The sequence below is a fragment of the Pseudomonas frederiksbergensis genome, from assembly GCF_000802155.2.
Lineage (GTDB): Bacteria > Pseudomonadota > Gammaproteobacteria > Pseudomonadales > Pseudomonadaceae > Aquipseudomonas > Aquipseudomonas frederiksbergensis_A.
Genome location: NZ_JQGJ02000029.1, coordinates 13,634 through 34,497 on the forward strand (window position 1 = coordinate 13,634; position 20,864 = coordinate 34,497).

Sequence of the window (20,864 nt, forward strand, 5' to 3'; positions counted from 1 at the left end):
TACCCATCCAACACCCAAAGCCCCTCCCCGAAGGGGCTTTTTCATATCCGGAGAAACCCAAATGGCACCACGCCAAACCTATACCGTGCTCCTCCCATTTCCCACCGGAGGCGGGCACTGGTCGAGCGTCGGCCAGGAACTCGATCTGCTCGACGTCGAGGCCAGCGCGTTGTTCAGCGCCGGTCGCCTGGAACTGAAAAAAACCGAGGCCGGCGAATCGGCTTCCGCATCCATCCCGGCCAAAAAGGCCACCACCAAAAAGGCTGAATAACCATGGCTGAGGTTTTGAACTTCGAGCACAACGGCATCACCGTCAATGCCACCGAATCTCCCGAGGCCATGGGTGGCCTGGGGGATAACGTCATCGGGCTGGTCGGCACCGCGCCGAATGCCAATCCGTTGATTCCGAAAAACACCCCGTTCCGCATCAACAGCTTCACCACCCAGGCCCAGCTGGACCCGACCGGTGCCGAGGCAGGTACGTTGTTCCACGCCGTCTACCAGATTCTCAAAGTGGTCAAGGTGCCGGTGTATGTGGTCATCGTCGAAGAGGGCGCCACCCTGGCCGACACGCAGAACAACGTGATCGGCGGCATCGAGGCGCAGACCGGGCGCAAGTTGGGCCTGGCGGCGTTGAGCGGCGTCGCTGAAGACCTGACCATCATCGGCGCGCCAGGCTTCACCGGCACCAAGGCCGTGGCCGGCGAGTTCGCTTCGTTTGGCAAGCGCATCAAGGCCCGTGTGGTGCTCGACGGCAAGGATGCCTCGGTCGCCGATCAAGTGACCTACAGCCAGGAACTGGGCGGCGCGGACCTCGGTTTCGACCGTTGCCTGGTGGTGCACAACATGCCGGCGGTGTACTCCAAGGCGGCGAAGAAAAACGTCTTCCTGGCCCCGTCGAGCCTGGCGATTGCCGCGCTTGCCAAGGTCAAGCAATGGGAGAGTCCGGGTAACCAGGTGACGTTCGCCGAAGACGTTTCCCGCACCGTGGAATACAACATTCTCGACACCTCCACCGAAGGCGATCTGCTCAACCGCTACGGCGTCAGCTACTACGCCCGGACCATCCTCGGCGGCTTCTCGCTGCTGGGCAACCGCTCCATCACCGGCAAGTTCATCAGCTACGTCGGCCTGGAAGATGCCATTAGCCGCAAGCTGGTGAAGGCCGGCCAGAAAGCCATGGCCAAGAACCTGACCAAGTCGTTCATGGACCAGGAGGTCAAGCGCATCAACGACTGGCTGCAAACCCTGGTCGCCGACGAAACCATTCCTGGCGGCAGCGTTTACCTGCACCCGGAATTGAACAGCGTCGAGAAGTACAAGAACGGCACCTGGTACGTGGTCATCGACTACGGCCGTTACGCGCCGAATGAACACATGATTTATCAACTCAATGCCCGCGATGAAATCATCGAGCAGTTCCTGGAGGACGTTCTCTAATGTTTACCAACCGCGTGAGACAGGCCATCGCGGCCACCCTGCAAGGCCTGCCGTTGTCGGCGACTGTGGAAGATTTCACCCCGCCGAAGATCGAATTCGACATGGAAGAGATGCGTGGCGGCCGCTTCATTGGCGAGGAAATGGCCAAGGGCGGCAAGGTGCTGACGGCCAAGCTGACCCTGCAAGGTCTCGGCCCTGAAGTCATGCTGGCGCTGGGCGTGAGTGTTGGTGACGACATTCTGCTGAACGTGCGCGAGGCCGGCCAGGACCAGGACGGCAATACCTGGTTCACCTACCACACGGTGGGCGGCAAGTTGAAATCCCTTGAGGAAACCGCGCTGAAAATGGGCGAGAAGCCCAAGACCAATCTTGAGCTGTCCTGCCGCACTTACAACCGCCTGGAAAACGGCGTGCCGGTGATCGACATCGACGTGCGCACCCAGAAGTTCGTGCTCAACGGCGTCGACATTCTTGGCGATGCCCGTCGTGCGGTGTTGCTGCCTTAAGCCTTTGCCAGCCGGCAGATGCAGTCCCCTGTGGGAGCAGGCTCGCTCCCCGCAGGTTGTCCGCTGAATCACCAAGGAATTGATTTCATGTCCTGGATACCTCCTACCCATGAACTGTTGTCGCCGATCACCGGTGACGACGGTTCGCAGATCGAGCAGCTCACACTCAAACCGCTGTTCTACGCCGCGCAAAAAGACGCCCTGGCTCGCGCTGGCGATGACGAAGACGAGCAGTTCTTCGAGCTGGCCAAGTTGGCCACCGGCCTGTCGGGCAAGGAACTCGACCAGCTCAAACGCCCGGACTACGTGAGCATTGCCCAGTACGTGCACGAAATGTCCACGCGCCCGGCGTCGTATTTTCTGGATGACCCACAGGCCGATCCTGACCAGGTGCAGCTGCTGCAACCGCTCGACGTCGCGGGCCGCAGCCTGACCTCGTTGACCCTGGAAATGCCGGTGCTGCGTGCGACCAAGGCCATGAAAAAGCTGAAGACGGCCAAGGAGCGCGCCGAGTTCATCACCGCCCATTGCACCGGCCTGATGATTCCCGATCTCGATCTTTTAAGCGTGCCCGACTGGACCCAGTTGCAGGTACGCATCGACGATTTTTTAAACAAACCGGCGGACTTCTTTCGGAGCGCGACATCGAAGTGATCCTCGATGTGGTGCCGCTCATTTACTCGGTAAGTGAGGCGGAAATCCTGGAGTGGGACGCCGGCAAGGCCTTGCGCCGCTACGACATCGCGATCACTCGCCTTGGCGTGAAACAGGAGTAGAACAGGATGGCAGACAATACGTTTTCGCTGTCCGGCGTGGCGAGCATAGGCAGCGTATCCGAAACATCGGGGCTGAACCTGGCATTGACCACGGCCAGTCTCGACATCCGCCTGCTGGTGTCGGAACAGGTCAAATTGCGGGAAACGCTGACATTGCTGAACGTTGCCTTGTCACAGCAGCAGTCGTTGCTCAAGGCAAGCGGATCGACGGCCGCTTCAAGCAGCGAGCCGAAATCCAAGCTAAAGGCCGAGGTTGAACAAAGCGCACCACCCGATCGACGCAAGTCTTCCATTGCCTTGGAGTTGGCGATGGTTGAGCTCAATCTGGTGGCGAAACTGAGCAAGGACCAGCTCTCTGGCATGGCGATCGCCAACCTGAAGATGGCCAGCGAAAAACAGGTGGCTCCCAGCGGGGCGACAGCGGTGCAACTCGCGCAGGTCGAACAGGTAGCGGCGAAAGCAGGTATCGGCAGTGGCCTCGAACCAGCCAGGAAGCAGGACGAGTTGCTGAATTTCACTCGCGACAGTGCGGTCATGGCGTCGGCGTTCGGGCTTGATGTCAAGGCTGCCAGCGAAATGTTGCTGGCCTGGCGCACAGCGCTGGATCTGGACCGGGGACAAAGCCTGGGCCTGGCGGATGCGACCAATCACCTTGGCAACAGCGGCCTGAATGTCAAAGCGGCCGATATCGGCTCGGTCGTACAACGCGGTGGCGAGGCTGGCATCGCCGCGGGCATGACCCCGCAGCAAGTGGCGGCCCTCGCGGCAGCGTTCCTGAACAGCGGCGTGGACAAGGCAGGCGCCGGTGAGGCTTTGAACGTATTCACCACGGTGCTGGCCAAGGGGAATGCAGCTTCACCGCAGCAGCGTCAGGCCTGGACCGAGCTGGACCCCAGGTTCAATTCGGCGATGGTGGCCGACGGTTTGCGTACGGACGCATCGGGAACCATCACCCTGGTGCTTGAAGCTCTGAAGAAAAAACCTGCCGAAGAACAACAGTCGCTTGCCAAGATTCTGTTTGGCGATAACACGGCGATCCTTGAGCTGCTGAAAAAACCGCAAGACACGCAGAAAGCGTTTGCGCTGGTGTCCGAGCGGACCACTGACGGAGCGTTGCCGAAGTACGACGGCTCCGTTGCCAAGGCCGCCGAAACGCTTGGGGATACGTCACAAGGACGATGGAACGCTCATCAGGCGAATCAGACGCGCCTGTCCTCGGCGGTTGGCAATGCGCTGATGCCGGTGGATGACGGTTTGACGGCCTCCCTCGATACAGTGACGGGCGGTTTGAGTTCGCTGGCAGAAGCGTCGCCGAAGGCTGCAGCAGGCGTTGCGCTTGCAGTCGCGGCCGTAGCCTCTCTGGTGGCGCTGCTTGGCAACGCTGTGTTGTCGGAGGGGCTTTCGAGGGTGGGCAAAAAGGTCCTGGACCAGACCGCCGCTCGCCTGCCAGAAAGCGTGGGGGACGTAATCGCCGACGCTGGTGACGGTACCCGCAAGGGCAAGGGCGGCAAAAAAGGAGCGCCCCGCGTGACCAGGACCAGGCCTGCCGGCAGGGCGAGCCGTTTGATGGGGGCCGTGGCCAAGGCCCAACCCCTGGTCAGCAAAGCAGCGGCACCGCTAATGGTGGTCAGTGCCGGATACGATGCCTACAAAGGATTGCGCGACGGCGACGACAAGGCCGTTGGAGGTGCCGTCGGCCAGATGACCGGAACGGTCGTTGGGGCGGCGATCGGGTCGTTCCTTCTGCCTGGAATCGGCACCGCAATCGGCGGTTTCGTGGGCGGTATGGCCGGTTCATGGCTAGGCGAGCAACTGGCGTCGCCCAGTGATCGGCTCAAGGCGCCAGAGGCGGTGACCCAAGACTTGATCAGCGCCCAGACCACAGCCCAGACCACCACTCAACAGAACAACATGACCGCCAACATCTACATCAACGGCCAGGATCAGGCCAGTGCAAGTCAGTTGGCGAACCTGGTCGTGCAACAGATCAGTGGCCAGTTCGGCCTGACATCCATGCCCAACACACTGGCCATGCGCAGTGACGCTGCCCTGACCGACGGAGGTACGTGATGCGTCAACAAATGGCCCTCGGCAGTTTCATCTTTGGCCTGTCGAGAAATTTTGCTTACCACCAATTGGTACACACGTCGGATGGCGGCTGGAAAAACATCGACATCCTCACCAGCAAGCCCAAGTCCAGCCAGATCGGCCAAGGCCTGCAAGGGCTGACGATCACCGGCAAATCGATGTACGCGACCGCCATGGATCGCCTCGATGAGTTGCGCGCTTTGCAGGCGCTGCGCGTCCCGTTGCCGTTGGTCGACGGCATCGGTCGCAACTGGGGTCTGTGGCGGATCAATAATGTCACGGAAACCCAGACCGCAATCATTGATGACGGCACGGCGATGGTGGTCGGTTGGGTGGTTGATTTGACGGAGTTCGCCAATGCGTAGGGTTCGAAGTATCGCCGGTGATTCGGTGAATCTGCTGCTGTATCGCGAGCTGGAGCGTTGTGACGACGTCGTCGAGGAGGCGCTCTGGCAGCTCAATCCGGGGTTGGCTGAATGGGGTCCGGTATTGCCTGCGGGCATATGGGTGGTCTTGCCGGAAGTGGAGCTCAAGCCCGTGGCAACCCCACCGGTTTCGGCCTGGGATTAAGGAGGCGACATGTCATTGGGTTTTACGCCTGCGGTGGAAATTTATGGCGCGAATGCCGCGCTGCTCAACGAGCGCCTGCTCAAGTGGGAGCATGTCGACGCGGCGGGGATCGAGTCCGATCAACTGACGCTCACCATCAGCCTGGACGGGCTCGAAGGGTTGCCCAGCCTGGGCGGGAAAATCGGCCTGCGGGTGGGTTATCTGGAGTCGGGACTGGTGGATAAAGGCGAGTTCGTCATCACTCGGCGCACGCCGTTCCTGTTTCCGCTGCAACTCGTTCTGGTGGCCATGGCGGCGCCGTTCAGCGCGGCGGACCAGACGGGCTTCAAGCAACGCCGATCTGTCAGCCATGGCCCGACGACTCTGGGGGCGCTGTTTCGTCAACTGACCTCCAGGCACGGGTTTTCGCCCCGTGTGGCGCCGGACCTGTCGCTGATCAGAATCGAGCACGTCGACCAGTCCAACGAAACCGACATGGGTTTCCTCACGCGCCTTGCCCACCGTTATGACGCCGTCGCCAAACCGGTCAACGAGTTGTATGTACTGGCCCGGCGCGGTCAGGCGAAGTCGTTGTCGGGCAAGGTCCTGCCCGAGATGAAACTGTCAGTGACGACGAACAATCGTCCGGGTGATCACGCTTTCATTTCGGCCAAGCTGGATGAAACCGCGCGGGCAAAGTACGACGGTTGCAAGACCACTTGGTGGGATGCGGCGGCGGGCACGCTTCGGGTCGAGGAGAGCGGAATCGCGCCGTTCAAGACCCTGCGCCAGCGCTTCCAGAGCGCAGAGGAAGCCCGCGCCGCCGGTGAAGGCGAGGTGCGCCGGATGTTACGCGAAGCCTTGAAAGTGAAGATCGAATGCCCCGGCAATCCGGGGTTGTCCGCCGAGGGCATCGTACTGCTGGACCCCACCTGGCCGGATTTCATGCGCGGGCGCTGGTCGATCGACAAGGTCACCGCCAGCGGCGACCGGGAAAAAAGCTACCGCTGCAGCATCGACGCGACCTGCCTGGACGCCAAGGCCTGACCCTACCCCCTGTGGGAACTCGCGATAGCGGTATCCCATTCAACATTTCTGCTGCCTGACCCACCGCCATCGCGAGCAAGCCCGTTCCCACGGGGTTCGCTCGCACCTTCAGATACTGGAGTCCCTCGATGAAGATCACCCCGATCCTCACGCAACTGCGTGAGCAATGCCCCACGCTCGCCCATCGCGTGGCCGCAGGCTTTGACCTCGCCACGCTGCAAGCCGAGGCCCCGCTGCAAACCCCCTGCGCCTATGTCCTGCCCACCGCCGACATCGCCGGCAAGAACGCGGCGCAAAACGTCACGCTGCAAGCGGTGCGTGATCGCTTCGATGCGGTGCTGGTGCTTGACGCCACTGACGCGACAAAAGCGCTGGATCTGTTGCACGACCTGCGGGCCGAACTGTGGCGGGCGCTGGTGGGGTTCAAGCCGGGCGCTGAGTACACCGGCGTCGAGTACGACGGCAGCGAACTGGTTTCCATCAACAGCAGCCGTGTGTCGTACCGGCTGCGCTTTTTCGCCGAGTTCCAGCTGGGCCGCAACCTGGCGAGCCAGCCTGCCGAAAGCTGGCACGAGCGTGAACTGGACGGCTTGTCGTCCTTTACCGGGGCCACCGTGCGGGTCGATGCCATCGATCCGGCGGACCCCAACCTGAAACATCCCGGCCCCGACGGGCGCGTGGAACTGACTTTCTCTGGAGACGTAACCCCATGAGCAAACGCATCACCGTGCTGCCGGCCCCGGGCCGTGCCGTACCGGACCCGGAAGCGGGCGATCTGTTGCCCCTCGAAGGCCGTGAAGTGCCGGACAACGCCTGGTGGCGTCGACGTCTGGCCGATGGCGATATCACTACCAAAACCGTGAAAGCGGCAAAACCACAGGGAGCCAAATAATGGCGATCGGATTCAGCAACATTCCCGCGGACATTCGTGTTCCGCTGTTCTACGCCGAAATGGACAACTCGGCCGCCAATAGCGCGTCATCGGCCATGCGCCGGTTGATCGTCGCCCAGGTCAACGACAACGTTGCGCCGGCCGAGGTCGGCAAGCTGGTGCTGGTGTCCAGCGTCGCGCTGGCCAAGAGCATCGGCGGGCAGGGCTCGATGCTCGCCGCGATGTACGACACCTGGCGCAAGACCGACCCGCTCGGGGATATCTGGTGCCTGCCACTGCACAATGTCGAGGGTTCGATCGCCAAGGGCGTGCTGACCCTCACCGGCGCCGCGACACAAAGCGGCGTGCTCAACTTGTACGTCGGCGGTGTGCGTGTCCAGGCGGCTATCGTCAACGGCGCCACGGCGGCCCAGGCCGCCACTGCGCTGGCGTTGAAAATCAATGCCGCCGCCGATCTGCCGGTGACTGCCGCGGCCGCCGAAGGCGTCGTGACCCTCAGCGCCAAATGGACCGGCGACAGCGGCAACGACATCAGCCTGCAGTTCAATCGCCTGGGCAAGAGCAATGGCGAAGACACCCCGGCGGGGCTGACCACCGCCATCACCGCGATGACCGGCGGCGCCGGTGTGCCGGACCAGACCGCTGCAGTCGCGGCCCTGGGCGATGAGCCGTTCGAGTTCATCGCCATGCCCTGGTCCGATGTATCGAGCCTCAACACCTGGCAAGCGGTCATGGACGACAGCACCGGCCGCTGGTCCTGGGCCAAGCAGTTGTTTGGTCATGTCTACAGCGCCAAGCGCGGCACCCTCGGCACCCTGGTCGCCGCAGGTCAGGCGCGCAACGACCAGCACATGACCATCCAGGCGCTGGAAATGGGCGTCCCGCAACCGTTCTGGGTACAGGCCGCTGCTTTGGCGGCTCGCACTGCGGTATTCATCTCTGCCGACGCCAGCCGTCCAACCCAAAGCGGCAGCCTGCCAGGCCTGGACCCGGCGCCGGCCAGCGAGCGCTTCACCCTGACCGAGCGTCAGTCGCTGCTCAACTACGGCATCGCCACGGCCTATTACGAAGGCGGCTACGTGCGCATCCAGCGTTCCATCACCACGTACCAGAAAAATGCTTTCGGCCAGGCTGACAACTCCTACCTGGACAGTGAAACCATGCACCAGTCGGCATTCATTGTTCGCCGCCTGCAAAGCGTGATTACCAGCAAGTACGGTCGCCACAAACTGGCCTCGGACGGTACCCGTTTCGGCGCCGGCCAGCCCATCGTGACCCCGAGCACCATCCGCGGCGAGTTGATCGCGCAATACGCCAAGCTCGAACTGGAAGGCCATGTGGAAAACGCCGAGCTGTTCGCCGAGCACCTGATCGTCGAGCGTGACAGCCAGGATCCGAGCCGGATCAATGTGCTGTTCCCGCCTGACTACATCAACGGCCTGCGGGTGTTCGCGCTGCTCAACCAATTCCGCCTGCAATACGACGCCGCTGCCTGACAGTGATGCTCAATTGCTTGATTCAGCCCACCTCGCGTGGGCTTTTTTATTTGAAGGGAGAAACACCATGGGTCAACTGATTGCGGGCACCTGCTACGTCAAAGTGGACGGCGCTCAACTGACCATCAATGGCGGCTGCGAAGCGCCACTGATGTTCACCAAACGCGAAACCGTCGTACCGGGTTTCTACAAGGAAACCGACATCGCCCCGTCGTTCAAGGTGACGGCACTGCACACCGCGGACTTCCCGCTCAAGCAACTGGTGGCTGGCACCGACATGACCGTCACCTGCGAATTCAACAACGGCAAGGTCTACGTGCTGGCCGGCGCCTACCTGGTGGAAGAACCGGTATCCAAGGGCGACGACGCCACCATCGAGCTGAAATTCGAAGGCATCAAGGGGACCTGGCAATGACTGACGTCGTGACCTTGAGGGTGGCCATCGAGGCCCACGGCGAGCCGTTGAGCGAGCTGACCCTGCGCCGTCCGACGGTGCAGGAAGTCCGGGCGATCAAGGCGCTGCCGTACAAGATCGACAAGAGCGAGGAGGTGAGCCTGGACATGGACGTCGCGGCCAAATACATCGCGGTGTGCGCCGGTATCCCGCCGTCGTCGGTCAACCAGTTGGACCTGGCTGACCTCAATGCCTTGAGCTGGGCCGTCGCGAGTTTTTTCATGAGTGCGGCGTCGCGGCCATCGGCGACCTGATCGCCGCCGCCTATGACCTGGCCTGGTTCTGGAAGGTTGACCCCGAACAGATGATGGCCAGGCCACTGGACGTGCTCCGGGAATCCTTGGAGCACGCGCAACGGATCAATGCGATGCAGCAGGTGCAGTGATGGCAGACACAGAAAAGGTAGAGAAAAAAGCAGTGCTGCTGACGGGCATCGATGAGCTGTCACCCAAGCTCGCGAGCCTTCGTGCGAAGGTCGCGGGTTTCAAGCAGAACCTCGATGCCACGGGGTTGGGCAGCCAGGACATTTCCGCGCTGCTGCCCAGCGGCGGCCTGGCCCAACCGTTCATGGACGGGCTCAAGTCGGCGCTGGCCTTCAAGGGTGAAGTCGGCGCGGTGAACGCGGCGGCCAGCGCCCTGCAGGCGCCCGAAGCGCCTCGTGTGGCGGCACAAAGCCTGGATGGATTGAAGACTTCCATCAGCAACGTGTCGGTGCAATTCGGTTCGGCGCTGGGGCCTGCGGTGAACACGGTGGCGGTCGCCTTGCAACCGATGGTCAGCAGCGTGGCCCAGGTGCTGCAGGACAACCCTCAACTGGTCCAGGGCCTGGCGACGGGCGTTGTCGCGTTCAACGCGATCCAGACCGCGGTCAGCGGCGCGAGCCAGGCCATGGAAGTGGTCAGCCTGGCCATGAAGATGAACCCCATCAGCTTGATTGCCATGGGCATCGCCTTGGCGGCAGGGATGATCATCGCCCACTGGACGCCGATCTCGGCGTTTTTTGCCGGGCTCTGGCAACGGCTCGCGCCGATCGTGCTGCCGATGGTCGAGTTCTTCAAGACGATGTTCGCCTACACCCCGATGGGGCAGGTGATCAGCAATTGGGGGCCGATCAGCGGTTTTTTCGGCGCGCTCTGGAATGTGATCGTGGCGGCGGCAACGCCGGTCATCGGTTTCATGCAGACGCTGTTCGCCTGGTCACCCTTGGGTTTGATTGTTGCCAATTGGGCGCCCCTGACCGGCTTGTTCGCGGCGATCTGGGATCTGCTCAAAGCCTTGACCGTGCCGGTGATGGACGCCCTTAAAGGCCTGTTCGACTGGACGCCGCTGGGATTGATCATGGCCAACTGGGGCACGATCGGCGAGGTCTTCGCCGGGATCTGGGAAGGCATCCGCAACCAGGTGTCGATCATGCTGGCGGTGTTCAGCGGTCTGTTCGACTGGTCGCCCATCGAGGGCCTGACTCGACAATGGGGGCCGGTGGGCGAGTGGTTCAGCCAGTGGTGGAACGAGTTGCAGGCGGTGATCGCGCCGATCAAGGCGTTTTTCAACGGCGGCTTTGGCGAAATGATCACCTCGTTTACTGGCAAGGTCGAAGGACTGACCGAGGCGCAACGCGCCACCAATGCCGAAGGCAAGGGCGAGTTGGCGCCGGCGTTTTTTGGCGGGGCCGGCGACCAGCCTTCGAGCCTGGCTCCTGTGAAAACGTCATTGGCACCTGGGGCGTTGCCGCAAACTTCCAGCCATCTGGTGCAACAAAGCGCCGCCAACAACCGCACGCAACTCGAAGGCGGCCTGACCGTGCGCTTCGAAAACGCGCCGGCCGGGTTGCGCGCCGATCCCCCGCAGACCAATCAACCGGCCCTGGCGGCGAGTTCGCGCATCGGCTATCGCTCACTTTCCACAGGAGGCTCCAATGAGCTGGCGTGATCGTTTGTTGCCGGCGTCGTTTCGTGGCGTCGGGTTCTGGGTCGACCAGGCGAAAACCCCGGTTGGCCACAAGGGCCAACTGCATGAATACCCACAGCGCGACCAGCCTTTTTTCGAAGGGCTCGGCCAGCAGGCGAAGATTCATGAGCTGACCGCGTTCATCGTCGGCCCCGATTGCCTGGAGCAGCGCGACAAGCTGCTCAAGGCCTTGGAGCAGGGCAGCGGCGAGCTGGTGCACCCGTGGCTGGGACGCCTGCAGGTCAAGGTCGGCGAGTGCGACATGACCCAGACCCGCCAGGACGGCGGGCTGGTGACGTTCGCCCTGAAGTTCTACCCCGACCAACCGCTGCCTTTTCCCTCGGCCACGATCAATAGCCAGAAGTTGTTGCTGGTCTCGGCCGACAGCTTCCTGGGGTCGGCCGTGCGACGCTTCGAAGACGCCATGACCTTGATCAAGGCCGCGCGGATCGGCATTGCGGACCTGCGCAACAGCCTCAAGGACATCTACGGCGTGATCGAGCAGGAGCTCAAGCCGCTGATCGAGACCTATCGGCAACTCAGCGATCTGGTCAAGGCGGTGAAAGAATTGCCCAAGGAAGTGGTGGCCGAGTTCAAGGGGTTGCTGGGCGACATCCGCGAACTGAAGGACTTTGCCCGTGACGGCTATCGCGGCGTGATTGCCAGCGTGTCGCAACAGGTGGAGGCCATTGGCAAGTCCGACGCGCCCAAACTGACCACCGGCAAGGACACCACGGCGGCGGCCCAGGCCGTCGCCAACCTGGTGCAGGACACCTTGCTGGTGCAGGCCGCGCAATGGATTGCGGCGATGCCGGTGGCGGCGCCCGCGGTCAAGTTGGGCGCCACGCCTTCAGTGGCGCAGCAGGCCGTGCAACCGGTCCAGCGCCGGGACGTTCCGGTCGCCGACGACGTACTGGCGCTGCGCGATGCCTTGAACGATGCGATCTGGCAAGCCTCGCTCAAGGCTGACCCGGAGCACTACCAGGCGATGAACAACCTGCGTCAGCAAATGGCCGCGCACCTGACGGCGGTGGCGTCTTCGGGCGTGAGGCTGATCAGCCTGTCGTTCAAGCAAAGCCTGCCGGCGTTGGTGGTGGCCTATCAGCAATTCGCCGATGCCACGCGAGTGACCGAAGTGACCCAGCGTAACGGCGTCGCCCATCCTGGTTTCCTGCCGCCCAATGACCTGAAAGTCTCGGGGGAATAAACCATGGATGAGCTCGATAATGCCGTCTCGCTGACTGTCGGCGGGCTGGATTACGGCGGCTGGAAAAGCGTGGAAATCAGTGCGGACCTGGAGCGCCAATTCCGCACCTTCAAACTGGACATCACCTGGCAGTGGCCGGGGCAGACCCAAGCGGTGCCGATCCGTCCGGGCGATGAATGCCAGGTGCGCATCGGTGCCGACCTGGTCCTCAGCGGCTATGTGTTCAAGGCACCGGTCAGCTATGACGGCCGGCAGATCAGCCTGAGCATTGAAGGTGGCTCGAAAACCCAGGACCTGGTGGACTGCGCGGCCATCAATCGCCCGAGCCAATGGCGCGGGCAAACGCTGCTGAGCATCGTCCAGGCCTTGGCGGCGCAATATGGCGTGGGTGTGGTCAGTGAGATCCCCGAAACCGCGCGGCTGAGCGAACACAGTATCGTGCCGGGGGAAACGGTCTTTCAGTCCATCGACCGATTGCTGACGTTGTTCCGCGTGTTCTCCACCGACGATGCCCAAGGGCGTGTGCTGTTGGCCAAGCCCGGCAGCGGTGGTCGGGCCAGTGATGTGTTGGAGTTGGGCAAGAACATCCTGTCGGGCAACGCACCGATGGATTACAGCCAGGTGTTCTCCGAATACCGAGTCATCGGCCAGCACAAGGGCAACGACGAGCAGAGCGGGGCGGCGGTGAGCGAAGTCGCGGGCACCGCTACCGATCTGGGCTTCAAGCGCAAGCGGGTCACGGTGATCAGCGAAGCAGCGCAATTGACCTTCGAACTCGCCCAGCAACGGGCCGATTGGGAAAGCGCCATCCGCAGCGGCAGGGCCCTGGCCACCACCTATCGCGTGCAAGGCTGGCGCCAGGCCAACGGCGATTTGTGGCGGCACAACACCTTGGTGCGAGTGATCGATCCGGTATTGGGGTTCGATGGCGACATGCTGATTTCCAAAGTGACCTACTCACTGTCGGCACAAGGCTCCGTCACCACCCTGCAAGTTGCGCCGCCCCATACGTTCGACGCGAACCCGGTGCCGCCGAAGGCGTGAGCCTGCGTTCACCGTGTCCTGCTGTTAAACCTGATTCCGAAGGAAAACCCCAATGAGCCTACTGACCCGCCTCCTGGCGCGCGGCACTGTCGTGCTCGCCCACTCGGCCACCAAGTTGCAATCGCTGCAAATGCGCCTCACCGCCGGCGAAGTGAACGACGACATGGAGCACTTCGAACCCTACGGTTTCACCAGCAACCCACTGGCCGGCGCCGAAGGCATCGCCACGTTCCTGGGGGGCGATCGTTCCCATGCCGTGGTCCTGGTGGTCGCCGACCGCCGCTTCCGTCTCCAGGCCCTGGCCCCGGGCGAAGTGGCCCTCTACACCGATGAAGGCGACAAACTCCATTTCAAGCGCGGCCGGGTCATCGACATCCAGACCGCCACCCTGAACATCCGCGCCAGCAGCTCGGTGAACATCGACAGCCCGGTCATCAACCACACCGGCAAGATCGTCTCCCAGGGCGATCAGGTCGCCGGCGGGATCAGCCAGATCAAACACGTGCATGTCGGCGTACAGGCCGGCACCGGCCAGACCGGCGCGCCGGCGGGAGGCCAATGATGTTCATCAGCCAGAACCTGCACGCCGCGCTGACCCGTTCGGTGCTGATCAGCCTGTTCACTTGGCGCCGCGCCGCTGATGACGATGCCGTCGATGACGAGGAGCGTTTCGGCTGGTGGGGCGACACCTTTCCCACCGTTGCCGACGACCGCATCGGCTCGCGACTGTGGCTGTTGCGAAGGGTCAAGTTGACCCGCCAGACCCAACTCGACGCTGAGTTCTACGCCCACGAAGCCCTGCAATGGCTGATCGACGACGGGCATTGCAGCGCTATCGACATCATCAGCGAACGCCTCGACGCCCAGCGCCTGAACCTGCGCACGGTCCTGACCCTGGCTGACGGCGAGCGCCTGGACATCAACCCCGACCACAGTTGGCAGGTGACCTATGCCGTTTGAAACCCCTTCGCTGCCGGTGCTGATCAAACGCGCCCAAAGCGACCTGGCCAGCGATTCGCTGCGCCAGTCCGATGCCCAAGTGCTGGCCCGCACCCTTGGCGGCGCTGCCTATGGCCTGTATGGCTACCTGGATTGGATCGCCGAGCAGATCCTGCCGGACAAGGCCGATAAGTCCACCCTGGAACGCATCGCCGCCCTGCGCCTGAACCAGGCGCGCAAGGCCGCCCAGGTGGCCACGGGCAGTGTCAGCTTCACCGCTACGGCAGGCAGAGTGCTGGACGTCGACACGCTGCTGCAATCGAGCGATGGCCGTACGTATAAAGTGACCACCGCCCGCACCACCAGCGCTGGCCTGAACACCGCCGACATCGCGGCCCTGGACGCCGGTAGCGTGGGCAATGCCGATGCCGGCCTGGTGTTGACGCCCGTGCAGCCGTTGCTGGGCATCGGCAGCAGCTTCACCGTGCTGGCGCCAGGGTTGACCGGCGGTGTTGCCCGGGAAAGTCTTGAATCCCTGCGGGCCAGGGTGATCCGTTCCTATCGCGTCATTCCCCATGGCGGTTCGGCCCAGGACTATGAAACCTGGGCCCTGGAATGCCCGGGCATCACCCGCGCCTGGTGCCGTGGCAGCTACCTGGGGCCGGGCACCGTCGGCCTGTTCGTGATGCGCGACGACGATCCGCAACCGATTCCCAACGCCGAGCAACTGAAAGAGGTGCGGGCCTATATCGAGCCCTTGCGTCCGGTGACCGCCGAGCTCCATGTGCTGGCGCCAACGCAAGTGCCGGTGAACTACCGCCTGCGCATCACCCCTGACACCAGCGCCGTGCGGGCCGCCATCGAAGCCCAACTGCGTGACTTGCATAACCGCGAAGCCGGCCTCGGCGAAACGCTGTTGCTGAGTCATATCGCCGAAGCCATCAGCAGCGCCACTGGCGAAACCGACCACAAACTCAGCGCGCCGGTCGCCGACGTCGTTGCCGCCAGCAACCAGTTGCTGACGTTCGGAGGCTGCACATGGCTGGCATAAGAACCGCCGAACAGTACCAGGCCCAACTGCGCAGCCTGCTGCCCAGCGGCCCGGCCTGGGACCCCGAGCGCGTGCCGGAACTGGACGAAGTGCTGCAAGGCATCGCCCAGGAACTGGCCCGCCTCGACGCCCGAGCCGCCGACTTGCTCAACGAAATGGACCCGGCGGGGGTGAGTGAGCTGGTGCCGGACTGGGAGCGGGTGATGAATCTGCCGGATCCGTGTCTTGGCGCTACGCCGCTGTATGACGATCGTCGCCTGGCGGTGCGTCGGCGGTTGTTGGCGGTGGGCAGCCAGGCCATTGCCTATTACGTGGAAATCGCCAAGAGCCAGGGTTATCCCAACGCAACAATCACCGAACTCAAGGCGCCCCGCATGGGCCGCGCACGTTTCGGCGAGGCGCATTTCGGCACTTGGCAGGCGCAATTCATGTGGACCCTCAACACCGGCGGCCGCCTACTGCTGGGTCGGCGCTTTGGCGCCAGCTACTGGGGCGAACGGTTTGGCGTCAACCCTGGCTCGGCCTTGGAATGCCTGATCCACCGCAGTGCACCGGCGCATACCAAGGTCCACATCAATTATGACTAGGGAGTAGACGGATGGATTATCCAAAGAGTGTGCCCAGCGCCGGGTTGGTGAATGGGAAGTTCGTTGATGAAAACCCATTGACCGGGACGCCGGGATCTTTGATTCCGGCGGATTGGGGAAATGGGGTGACGCAGGAGATCGTGAACGTCATCAAGGCGGGAGACCTGACGCCAGATGAAACCAGAAATGATCAATTGCTCGCGGCGATCCAGTCGGTCACCGCCAAGGGCTGGAACCAGGATCTGGCGCTGCCGATCGCAGCGTTGCCGCTGCCAACGATTGCCACACCCGACGCGCGTATGGCCGTCACACCAACGGCGCTCTCAACCAGCGGCGGGCGTGTCTCGATTCCGGCGGGCGTATATATCAGTATCGGGCAAGAGGTGGTGAGCGGACGCTTGGGCCGATCACGAACCTTCATGACGACGGCTTGGAGCAGCGCCGATTTGTTGCCCAGCGCCAGCTATTTTCTAAGAGCGCAGGTGATCGGTGATGCGCTGACGTTCTATATGCAGCGTGGAAGTTTGTATGACCCGGCACCGGAGTCCATGAAGGGCACCGTCAACGGTGCATCCGGTGGCGGGTTTGCGTCCACGCCGCTGGATATGTGCCTGGCCTGGGTAATAACTGGGGCGCCGGGCTCGTTGCCGACGATTCGTACGATCTATAACCGTGCTCAGTTGAGCTGGACGCAAACGGTGAATGGAACGGGGGTGGTTTATCTGCCGCTGGATCCACATGCGCGTGCGGCGCGGCTGGTAGCGGGTAATCCGACGCCTGTTTCGAACACTGTGACTTCGCTAATCTTTGTTAAAACCGGATGGGTTGGAGGCAACTACACTTGTCTGACGCCCGCCGCGTCAACTCCTGCCAACAATGCCGTGGGGTGGGCAAACCCCGAAGCTGCGATATTGGGAACTTGCATGCTGTTCTCCAGTAACGTTGTCAATGATGTAACAGTTTCCACGGTCACGGCCAGTTTTGACCACACACAACTGCGTTCGCTTTGGCAGTCATACCAGGCCGAGCACACGCTGGGCGCAACCAATGCCGAGAGCGACGAATTGCTATTGAGCATGGGGATCAAAGAGCACCAGGCGTTGACCGATTACAGCGTCGGCATCGGCATCAATTTTACCAACGCAGTCAATGTCCACCTGTCCTGGGAGCTGATCCGATGAAAGTCATTCAAGAGCTGCACCAGTACGAAGATGGACTTCGTCCGCCTGCGCCTTCCTCCGCTCATATCTGGATGGACGATACCTGGGTGCTTTGCGAAGAGAATGCTGCCGAGCAGTTGCATCAGGAAGCCGAACGCCTGTGCACCAGGGTAGATGCCGCTGCCGACCATGCCCGTCGCACGTTGGCCGGTGATCCCCTGCGTGCCTTGGAGTACCAACAAGCCGCCCTGGAGGCGCAGGCCTTCAAGGACCAGGGCTACCCGAAAAAAGCGGTGCCGTTGTCGGTTTCCGCTTGGATCGTCAAAGGGCGTACAGCTAGGCAGGCGGCGGATCAAATCCTCGCCAAGGCCGCTGAATTCGACGCGAACCTGGTGGCGCTTCGCGAGCTGCGCCTTAAAGCCAAGGCACAGATTCGTGCGCACATGGCCAAGGGCAAGGCCGATCTTGCGGCTCAAGTCGCTGATGATGTGCTTGCGACCATCCGAGCATTTCCCCTTCAGATTTAAGCACAGTCTCATAGAGAGAAACAAAACATGGATTATCCGAAAAGTGTTCCCAGCGTCGGGCTGGTGAACGGGCGGTTCGTGGATGAAAATCCGCTGGCGGGCACGCCCGGATCGCTGATTCCGGCGGTCTGGGGCAATAGCGTCACCCAGGAGATCCTGGGCGTGATCTCCGCCGCTGGCATCACACCGTCTGAAGCGGACACCGGCCAGTTGATCAAGGCGTTGCAGGCTATTCTCGGGCGTAGCAGCCCGATGCGGTCGGTGGTGACGCGGTTAACGGCTTCTAAATCGTTGGCGCCCGACGAGCTGGGGCTTGTGCTGATTGATGCCAGTGCTGGTGCGAACACAGTGACGCTTCCTGCGGCCAATGCGGCACTTGGCATTCGTGATGTGATTGTGCGGCGTGTGGATAACAGCGGTAACCGTTTGACAGTACGGGCCTCCGGTAGCGACAGAATTCGCTTTCATACCCATTTGGCGGCCAATGGCTATCCGTTTCTGGTGCTGATGGGCGGGGGTGACTGGTGGCATCTGCGCAGTGATGAAGCTGGGGTTTGGTGGCCGGTGGGGCGGTTCGATGCGACGGCCTTGGGGCGTATTTCCTTTGAGTGCACGCGTCAGGTCATTCCCGGTGGGTATGCGGTGCTGAATGGAAATTTGCTGGTGCGTAGTGATTGGCCGTGGTTGTGGGATTACGCGCAATTGTCCGGTGCGTTAGTGAACGAAGCCAGCAGGTCGGGAAATGAAGGCGCGTGGACGAGCGGTGATGGCGCCACCACGTTCCGGATTCCTGATATTCGCGGCGAGTTCTTGCGCGTGTTGGACGAAGCCCGAGGCGTAGATATTGACCGTTCGGCGGGCAGCAGACAGATGTATGCCCTTGAAAGCCACAACCATTATTTGCCCACCAGCTCGGGCAGTGCTAACCGCCCTGGTCCTGCTATTGCTGATGCGTCTTGGGACGTCACCCGTGACGTCAATGCCGCGCCTGCAACAGGGATAGTCGGTACGACTTATCCCAATCCATTGTTCTTTTCCGGCCCGGAGATGGTAGGCAATATCGGGAGTTTCGGCACTGAAACCCGTCCCAGGAATATCGCCTATCCCGCCCGAATCAAATTGATCTGAGGTGACCATGTTTATTTATCTGTTTGACGCAGCCGGTGTGCTATCGGGGCCGGTAGAGCTTTCCGTGACCCCTGGGATGGGCATTCAGATCCCCGGCAACGGCATTCAACTTTCCTTTGAACTACCCCCGGCCCAAGAGCATCATTCCTGGGTCATGGTGAACGGAGTTCCGAGAGAAATGGTGGACTGGCGTGGCTTGGTGTATCGCAAGGACAACGGCGCTCTTCTGGAGTGGACCGAGTTCGGTGAGTTGCCAGATACCTACACAGCCGAACCCTGGCCGGGTAGTTACCATGTGTGGCGAGAGAATATGTGGGTATTTGATGAGGCGCAACAGCGGGCTGATCTCAAACGGGAAGCCTTGGCAAAACGCGATAAATTACTGCGTGAGGCCGTTCAAAGGATTGCTCCTTTGCAATACGCCGAAGACATCGGCGACGCCAGCGACCAGGAACAACTGGCGCTCATGGAGTGGAAACTCTATAGCGTTGAATTGAATCGCATCCAGCATCAGGCCGGTTTTCCTACCGATATCATCTGGCCTGTCATGCCCGAGCCGGCCGCTTAAGCAACCCACGGCAGAACATCAAAACTTTCTTAATTTATCGTGCCACTGCGCATTAACGGTGAGGCTCTATATCGCCTTCATTTTGATCGCCGGCCAATATGGAAATAAAAATTGGATTACCCAAAAAGCATACCCAGTGCGGGTTTGTCTAACGGCAGGTTCGTGGACGAAGATCCCAGGGCAGGTACGCCAGGCTCCCTGATTCCCGCCAGTTGGGGCAATGGTGTGACGCAGGAGTTGCTGAGTGTCATTCAAGCAGCAGGACTAACGCCGTCGGAACAATTGGATAACCAGCTGTTGACGGCTTTGCGTAGCAGCGGATTATTCACCACCGCTCCCCAGTTTGATAATGATAGATCCGTGGCTACCACGGAGTTTGTAAAACGCAGTGGCGTTCAGTATTCCGGCTTTTTTGCTTATGCGGTCAGTACGGCGCTGACACAAACCCATATTGGCGCAGCCGTCAGTTTTGCCAGCACTACGGCAATCAACGTCACGCTGCCCAGTACAGCGGGAATCCTGCATGGGGCGACACTTACATTGATCAACGTAGGGGCTGTTGTGAACGTATCGGCAGCCTCGCCTACCGATACGCTAGGGCCCTCGTCCTCAGCGCTCGGCCCCATTGAGTTGGGCCGTGGTGAAACGGCGGAATTCGTCAAACTGGACAATCAATGGCGGTTGATAGGCGGCACCGTCCTTTTGAAATACACCTCAATGTTTTCAGGCCAGTTGGGCAATCCGGGTTACCAAAGGTACGCAAGTGGAAACATCGATCAGTGGGGTTACGGCGTAACAGATGCCAATGGGGAAGTGTTCGTTACTTTTCCTATTTCATTTCCCAACGCCTTTGTGTCGGTTGTCGCGAACCATGTAGGCGGTGATATAGCCACGGTGATAATGGTGGGTGGAACCGCAACCCGGCAAGGCGTGCGCCTGAAGGCCCGAGACCATCTGGGACACCTGGGAGCAGGTTGGGGCATTACATACTTTGCGAAGGGTTATTAAATGAATGAACTTACCTTATTGTTCAGTCCAAGCACTTGCGGAGCGTATGTTCCCAGCATCAATCATTCCGATATTCCCGGTGATGTGATTGAAATTCCCAAGGCTTACTGGCTCTCGCTTCTTCAGCAACTCGCAGTTTCGCCCAAGCGTGTTGCAGCCAACCCCGACAATGGTTATCCGATTCTCGTCGATCCTCCCGCTCTGACACAGGCCCATGCATCGGAAAACGAATATGCGTGGCGTAACGCCCAGCTCACAGCAACCGACCGCCTCATCGCAAGGGATCGCGACGAAATGGACGACGGCGGCGGTACGACGCTGGATCAGACGCAGTACACGCAACTCCAGGCTTATCGCCGGGCGCTGAGGGACTGGCCCCAAGATGAGCATTTTCCAACCATTGAATATCGTCCGGTCACGCCGCCCTGGCTGGTCGGACAGCTTTGATCA

Annotated in this window: 26 protein-coding genes; all 26 read left to right on the forward strand. The window is 61.4% G+C overall.

The window, feature by feature from the left end:
- Positions 1-61 precede the first annotated feature (61 nt).
- The 26 genes from JZ00_RS27775 (at position 62) to JZ00_RS27905 (ending at position 20,861) form a co-directional block, all read left to right on the forward strand.
- A complete protein-coding gene (locus JZ00_RS27775; protein WP_039594426.1) occupies positions 62-271 on the forward strand; it encodes a hypothetical protein in 210 nt (69 codons plus the stop codon).
- Positions 272-273: 2 nt separating this feature from the next.
- Positions 274-1,440 (forward strand): phage tail sheath protein, encoded by a 1,167-nt coding sequence (locus JZ00_RS27780; RefSeq protein ID WP_039594427.1) that lies wholly within the window; start codon positions 274-276, stop codon positions 1,438-1,440.
- On the forward strand, positions 1,440-1,946 hold the full coding sequence (locus JZ00_RS27785; protein ID WP_039594428.1) for a phage major tail tube protein: 507 nt from the start codon (positions 1,440-1,442) through the stop codon (positions 1,944-1,946). Before JZ00_RS27780 ends, JZ00_RS27785 begins: the two co-directional genes overlap by 1 nt.
- A gap of 87 nt (positions 1,947-2,033) precedes the next feature.
- Entirely contained in the window at positions 2,034-2,600 is a 567-nt protein-coding gene (locus tag JZ00_RS27790; RefSeq protein ID WP_039594429.1) for a phage tail assembly protein, read from the forward strand.
- Positions 2,601-2,728: 128 nt separating this feature from the next.
- Positions 2,729-4,792 (forward strand): phage tail tape measure protein, encoded by a 2,064-nt coding sequence (locus JZ00_RS27800; protein ID WP_039594430.1) that lies wholly within the window; start codon positions 2,729-2,731, stop codon positions 4,790-4,792.
- Positions 4,792-5,175, forward strand: a complete 384-nt coding sequence (locus tag JZ00_RS27805; protein ID WP_039594431.1) for a phage tail protein — start codon at positions 4,792-4,794, stop codon at positions 5,173-5,175. The genes JZ00_RS27800 and JZ00_RS27805 overlap by 1 nt, the downstream gene beginning before the upstream one ends.
- Entirely contained in the window at positions 5,168-5,380 is a 213-nt protein-coding gene (locus tag JZ00_RS27810) for a tail protein X (protein ID WP_039594432.1), read from the forward strand. The genes JZ00_RS27805 and JZ00_RS27810 overlap by 8 nt, the downstream gene beginning before the upstream one ends.
- A 9-nt stretch (positions 5,381-5,389) precedes the next feature.
- Positions 5,390-6,406: a contractile injection system protein, VgrG/Pvc8 family gene (locus JZ00_RS27815; RefSeq protein ID WP_039594433.1), complete on the forward strand. Its 1,017-nt coding sequence runs from the start codon at positions 5,390-5,392 to the stop codon at positions 6,404-6,406.
- A gap of 128 nt (positions 6,407-6,534) precedes the next feature.
- A complete protein-coding gene (locus tag JZ00_RS27820) occupies positions 6,535-7,119 on the forward strand; it encodes a phage tail terminator protein (RefSeq protein ID WP_039594434.1) in 585 nt (194 codons plus the stop codon).
- Complete coding sequence (locus JZ00_RS27825; protein WP_039594435.1) at positions 7,116-7,298, forward strand: DUF2635 domain-containing protein; 183 nt, start codon at positions 7,116-7,118, stop codon at positions 7,296-7,298. The genes JZ00_RS27820 and JZ00_RS27825 overlap by 4 nt, the downstream gene beginning before the upstream one ends.
- Positions 7,298-8,794: a phage tail sheath subtilisin-like domain-containing protein gene (locus tag JZ00_RS27830; RefSeq protein ID WP_039594436.1), complete on the forward strand. Its 1,497-nt coding sequence runs from the start codon at positions 7,298-7,300 to the stop codon at positions 8,792-8,794. The genes JZ00_RS27825 and JZ00_RS27830 overlap by 1 nt, the downstream gene beginning before the upstream one ends.
- A gap of 67 nt (positions 8,795-8,861) precedes the next feature.
- Positions 8,862-9,209, forward strand: a complete 348-nt coding sequence (locus tag JZ00_RS27835; RefSeq protein ID WP_003198314.1) for a phage tail tube protein — start codon at positions 8,862-8,864, stop codon at positions 9,207-9,209.
- A complete protein-coding gene (locus tag JZ00_RS27840; protein ID WP_039594437.1) occupies positions 9,206-9,502 on the forward strand; it encodes a phage tail assembly protein in 297 nt (98 codons plus the stop codon). The genes JZ00_RS27835 and JZ00_RS27840 overlap by 4 nt, the downstream gene beginning before the upstream one ends.
- A 130-nt stretch (positions 9,503-9,632) precedes the next feature.
- Entirely contained in the window at positions 9,633-11,177 is a 1,545-nt protein-coding gene (locus tag JZ00_RS27845) for a phage tail tape measure protein (RefSeq protein WP_039594438.1), read from the forward strand.
- Positions 11,164-12,402, forward strand: a complete 1,239-nt coding sequence (locus JZ00_RS27850; protein WP_039594439.1) for a DNA circularization protein — start codon at positions 11,164-11,166, stop codon at positions 12,400-12,402. Before JZ00_RS27845 ends, JZ00_RS27850 begins: the two co-directional genes overlap by 14 nt.
- Positions 12,403-12,405: 3 nt before the next feature.
- Positions 12,406-13,446 carry a phage baseplate assembly protein gene (locus JZ00_RS27855; protein WP_039594440.1) on the forward strand — a complete coding sequence of 347 codons (1,041 nt, stop codon included), beginning with the start codon at positions 12,406-12,408 and terminating at the stop codon, positions 13,444-13,446.
- A gap of 52 nt (positions 13,447-13,498) precedes the next feature.
- Positions 13,499-14,008 (forward strand): phage baseplate assembly protein V, encoded by a 510-nt coding sequence (locus JZ00_RS27860; RefSeq protein WP_039594441.1) that lies wholly within the window; start codon positions 13,499-13,501, stop codon positions 14,006-14,008.
- On the forward strand, positions 14,008-14,406 hold the full coding sequence (locus JZ00_RS27865; protein WP_039594442.1) for a phage GP46 family protein: 399 nt from the start codon (positions 14,008-14,010) through the stop codon (positions 14,404-14,406). Before JZ00_RS27860 ends, JZ00_RS27865 begins: the two co-directional genes overlap by 1 nt.
- Entirely contained in the window at positions 14,396-15,436 is a 1,041-nt protein-coding gene (locus tag JZ00_RS27870) for a baseplate J/gp47 family protein (RefSeq protein ID WP_039594443.1), read from the forward strand. Before JZ00_RS27865 ends, JZ00_RS27870 begins: the two co-directional genes overlap by 11 nt.
- Entirely contained in the window at positions 15,424-16,023 is a 600-nt protein-coding gene (locus JZ00_RS27875; RefSeq protein WP_024617650.1) for a YmfQ family protein, read from the forward strand. The genes JZ00_RS27870 and JZ00_RS27875 overlap by 13 nt, the downstream gene beginning before the upstream one ends.
- Before the next feature lie 11 nt (positions 16,024-16,034).
- Complete coding sequence (locus tag JZ00_RS27880) at positions 16,035-17,204, forward strand: hypothetical protein (RefSeq protein WP_039594444.1); 1,170 nt, start codon at positions 16,035-16,037, stop codon at positions 17,202-17,204.
- A complete protein-coding gene (locus JZ00_RS27885) occupies positions 17,201-17,710 on the forward strand; it encodes a hypothetical protein (protein WP_039594445.1) in 510 nt (169 codons plus the stop codon). Before JZ00_RS27880 ends, JZ00_RS27885 begins: the two co-directional genes overlap by 4 nt.
- Positions 17,711-17,737: 27 nt before the next feature.
- Positions 17,738-18,838, forward strand: a complete 1,101-nt coding sequence (locus tag JZ00_RS27890; protein ID WP_039594446.1) for a phage tail protein — start codon at positions 17,738-17,740, stop codon at positions 18,836-18,838.
- Positions 18,839-18,845: 7 nt separating this feature from the next.
- Complete coding sequence (locus JZ00_RS27895) at positions 18,846-19,406, forward strand: tail fiber assembly protein (protein ID WP_039594458.1); 561 nt, start codon at positions 18,846-18,848, stop codon at positions 19,404-19,406.
- A 111-nt stretch (positions 19,407-19,517) separates the two neighbouring features.
- Positions 19,518-20,414 (forward strand): gp53-like domain-containing protein, encoded by an 897-nt coding sequence (locus tag JZ00_RS27900; RefSeq protein ID WP_039594447.1) that lies wholly within the window; start codon positions 19,518-19,520, stop codon positions 20,412-20,414.
- Entirely contained in the window at positions 20,415-20,861 is a 447-nt protein-coding gene (locus JZ00_RS27905) for a phage tail assembly chaperone (protein WP_039594448.1), read from the forward strand.
- The last annotated feature ends 3 nt before the right edge of the window (positions 20,862-20,864 follow it).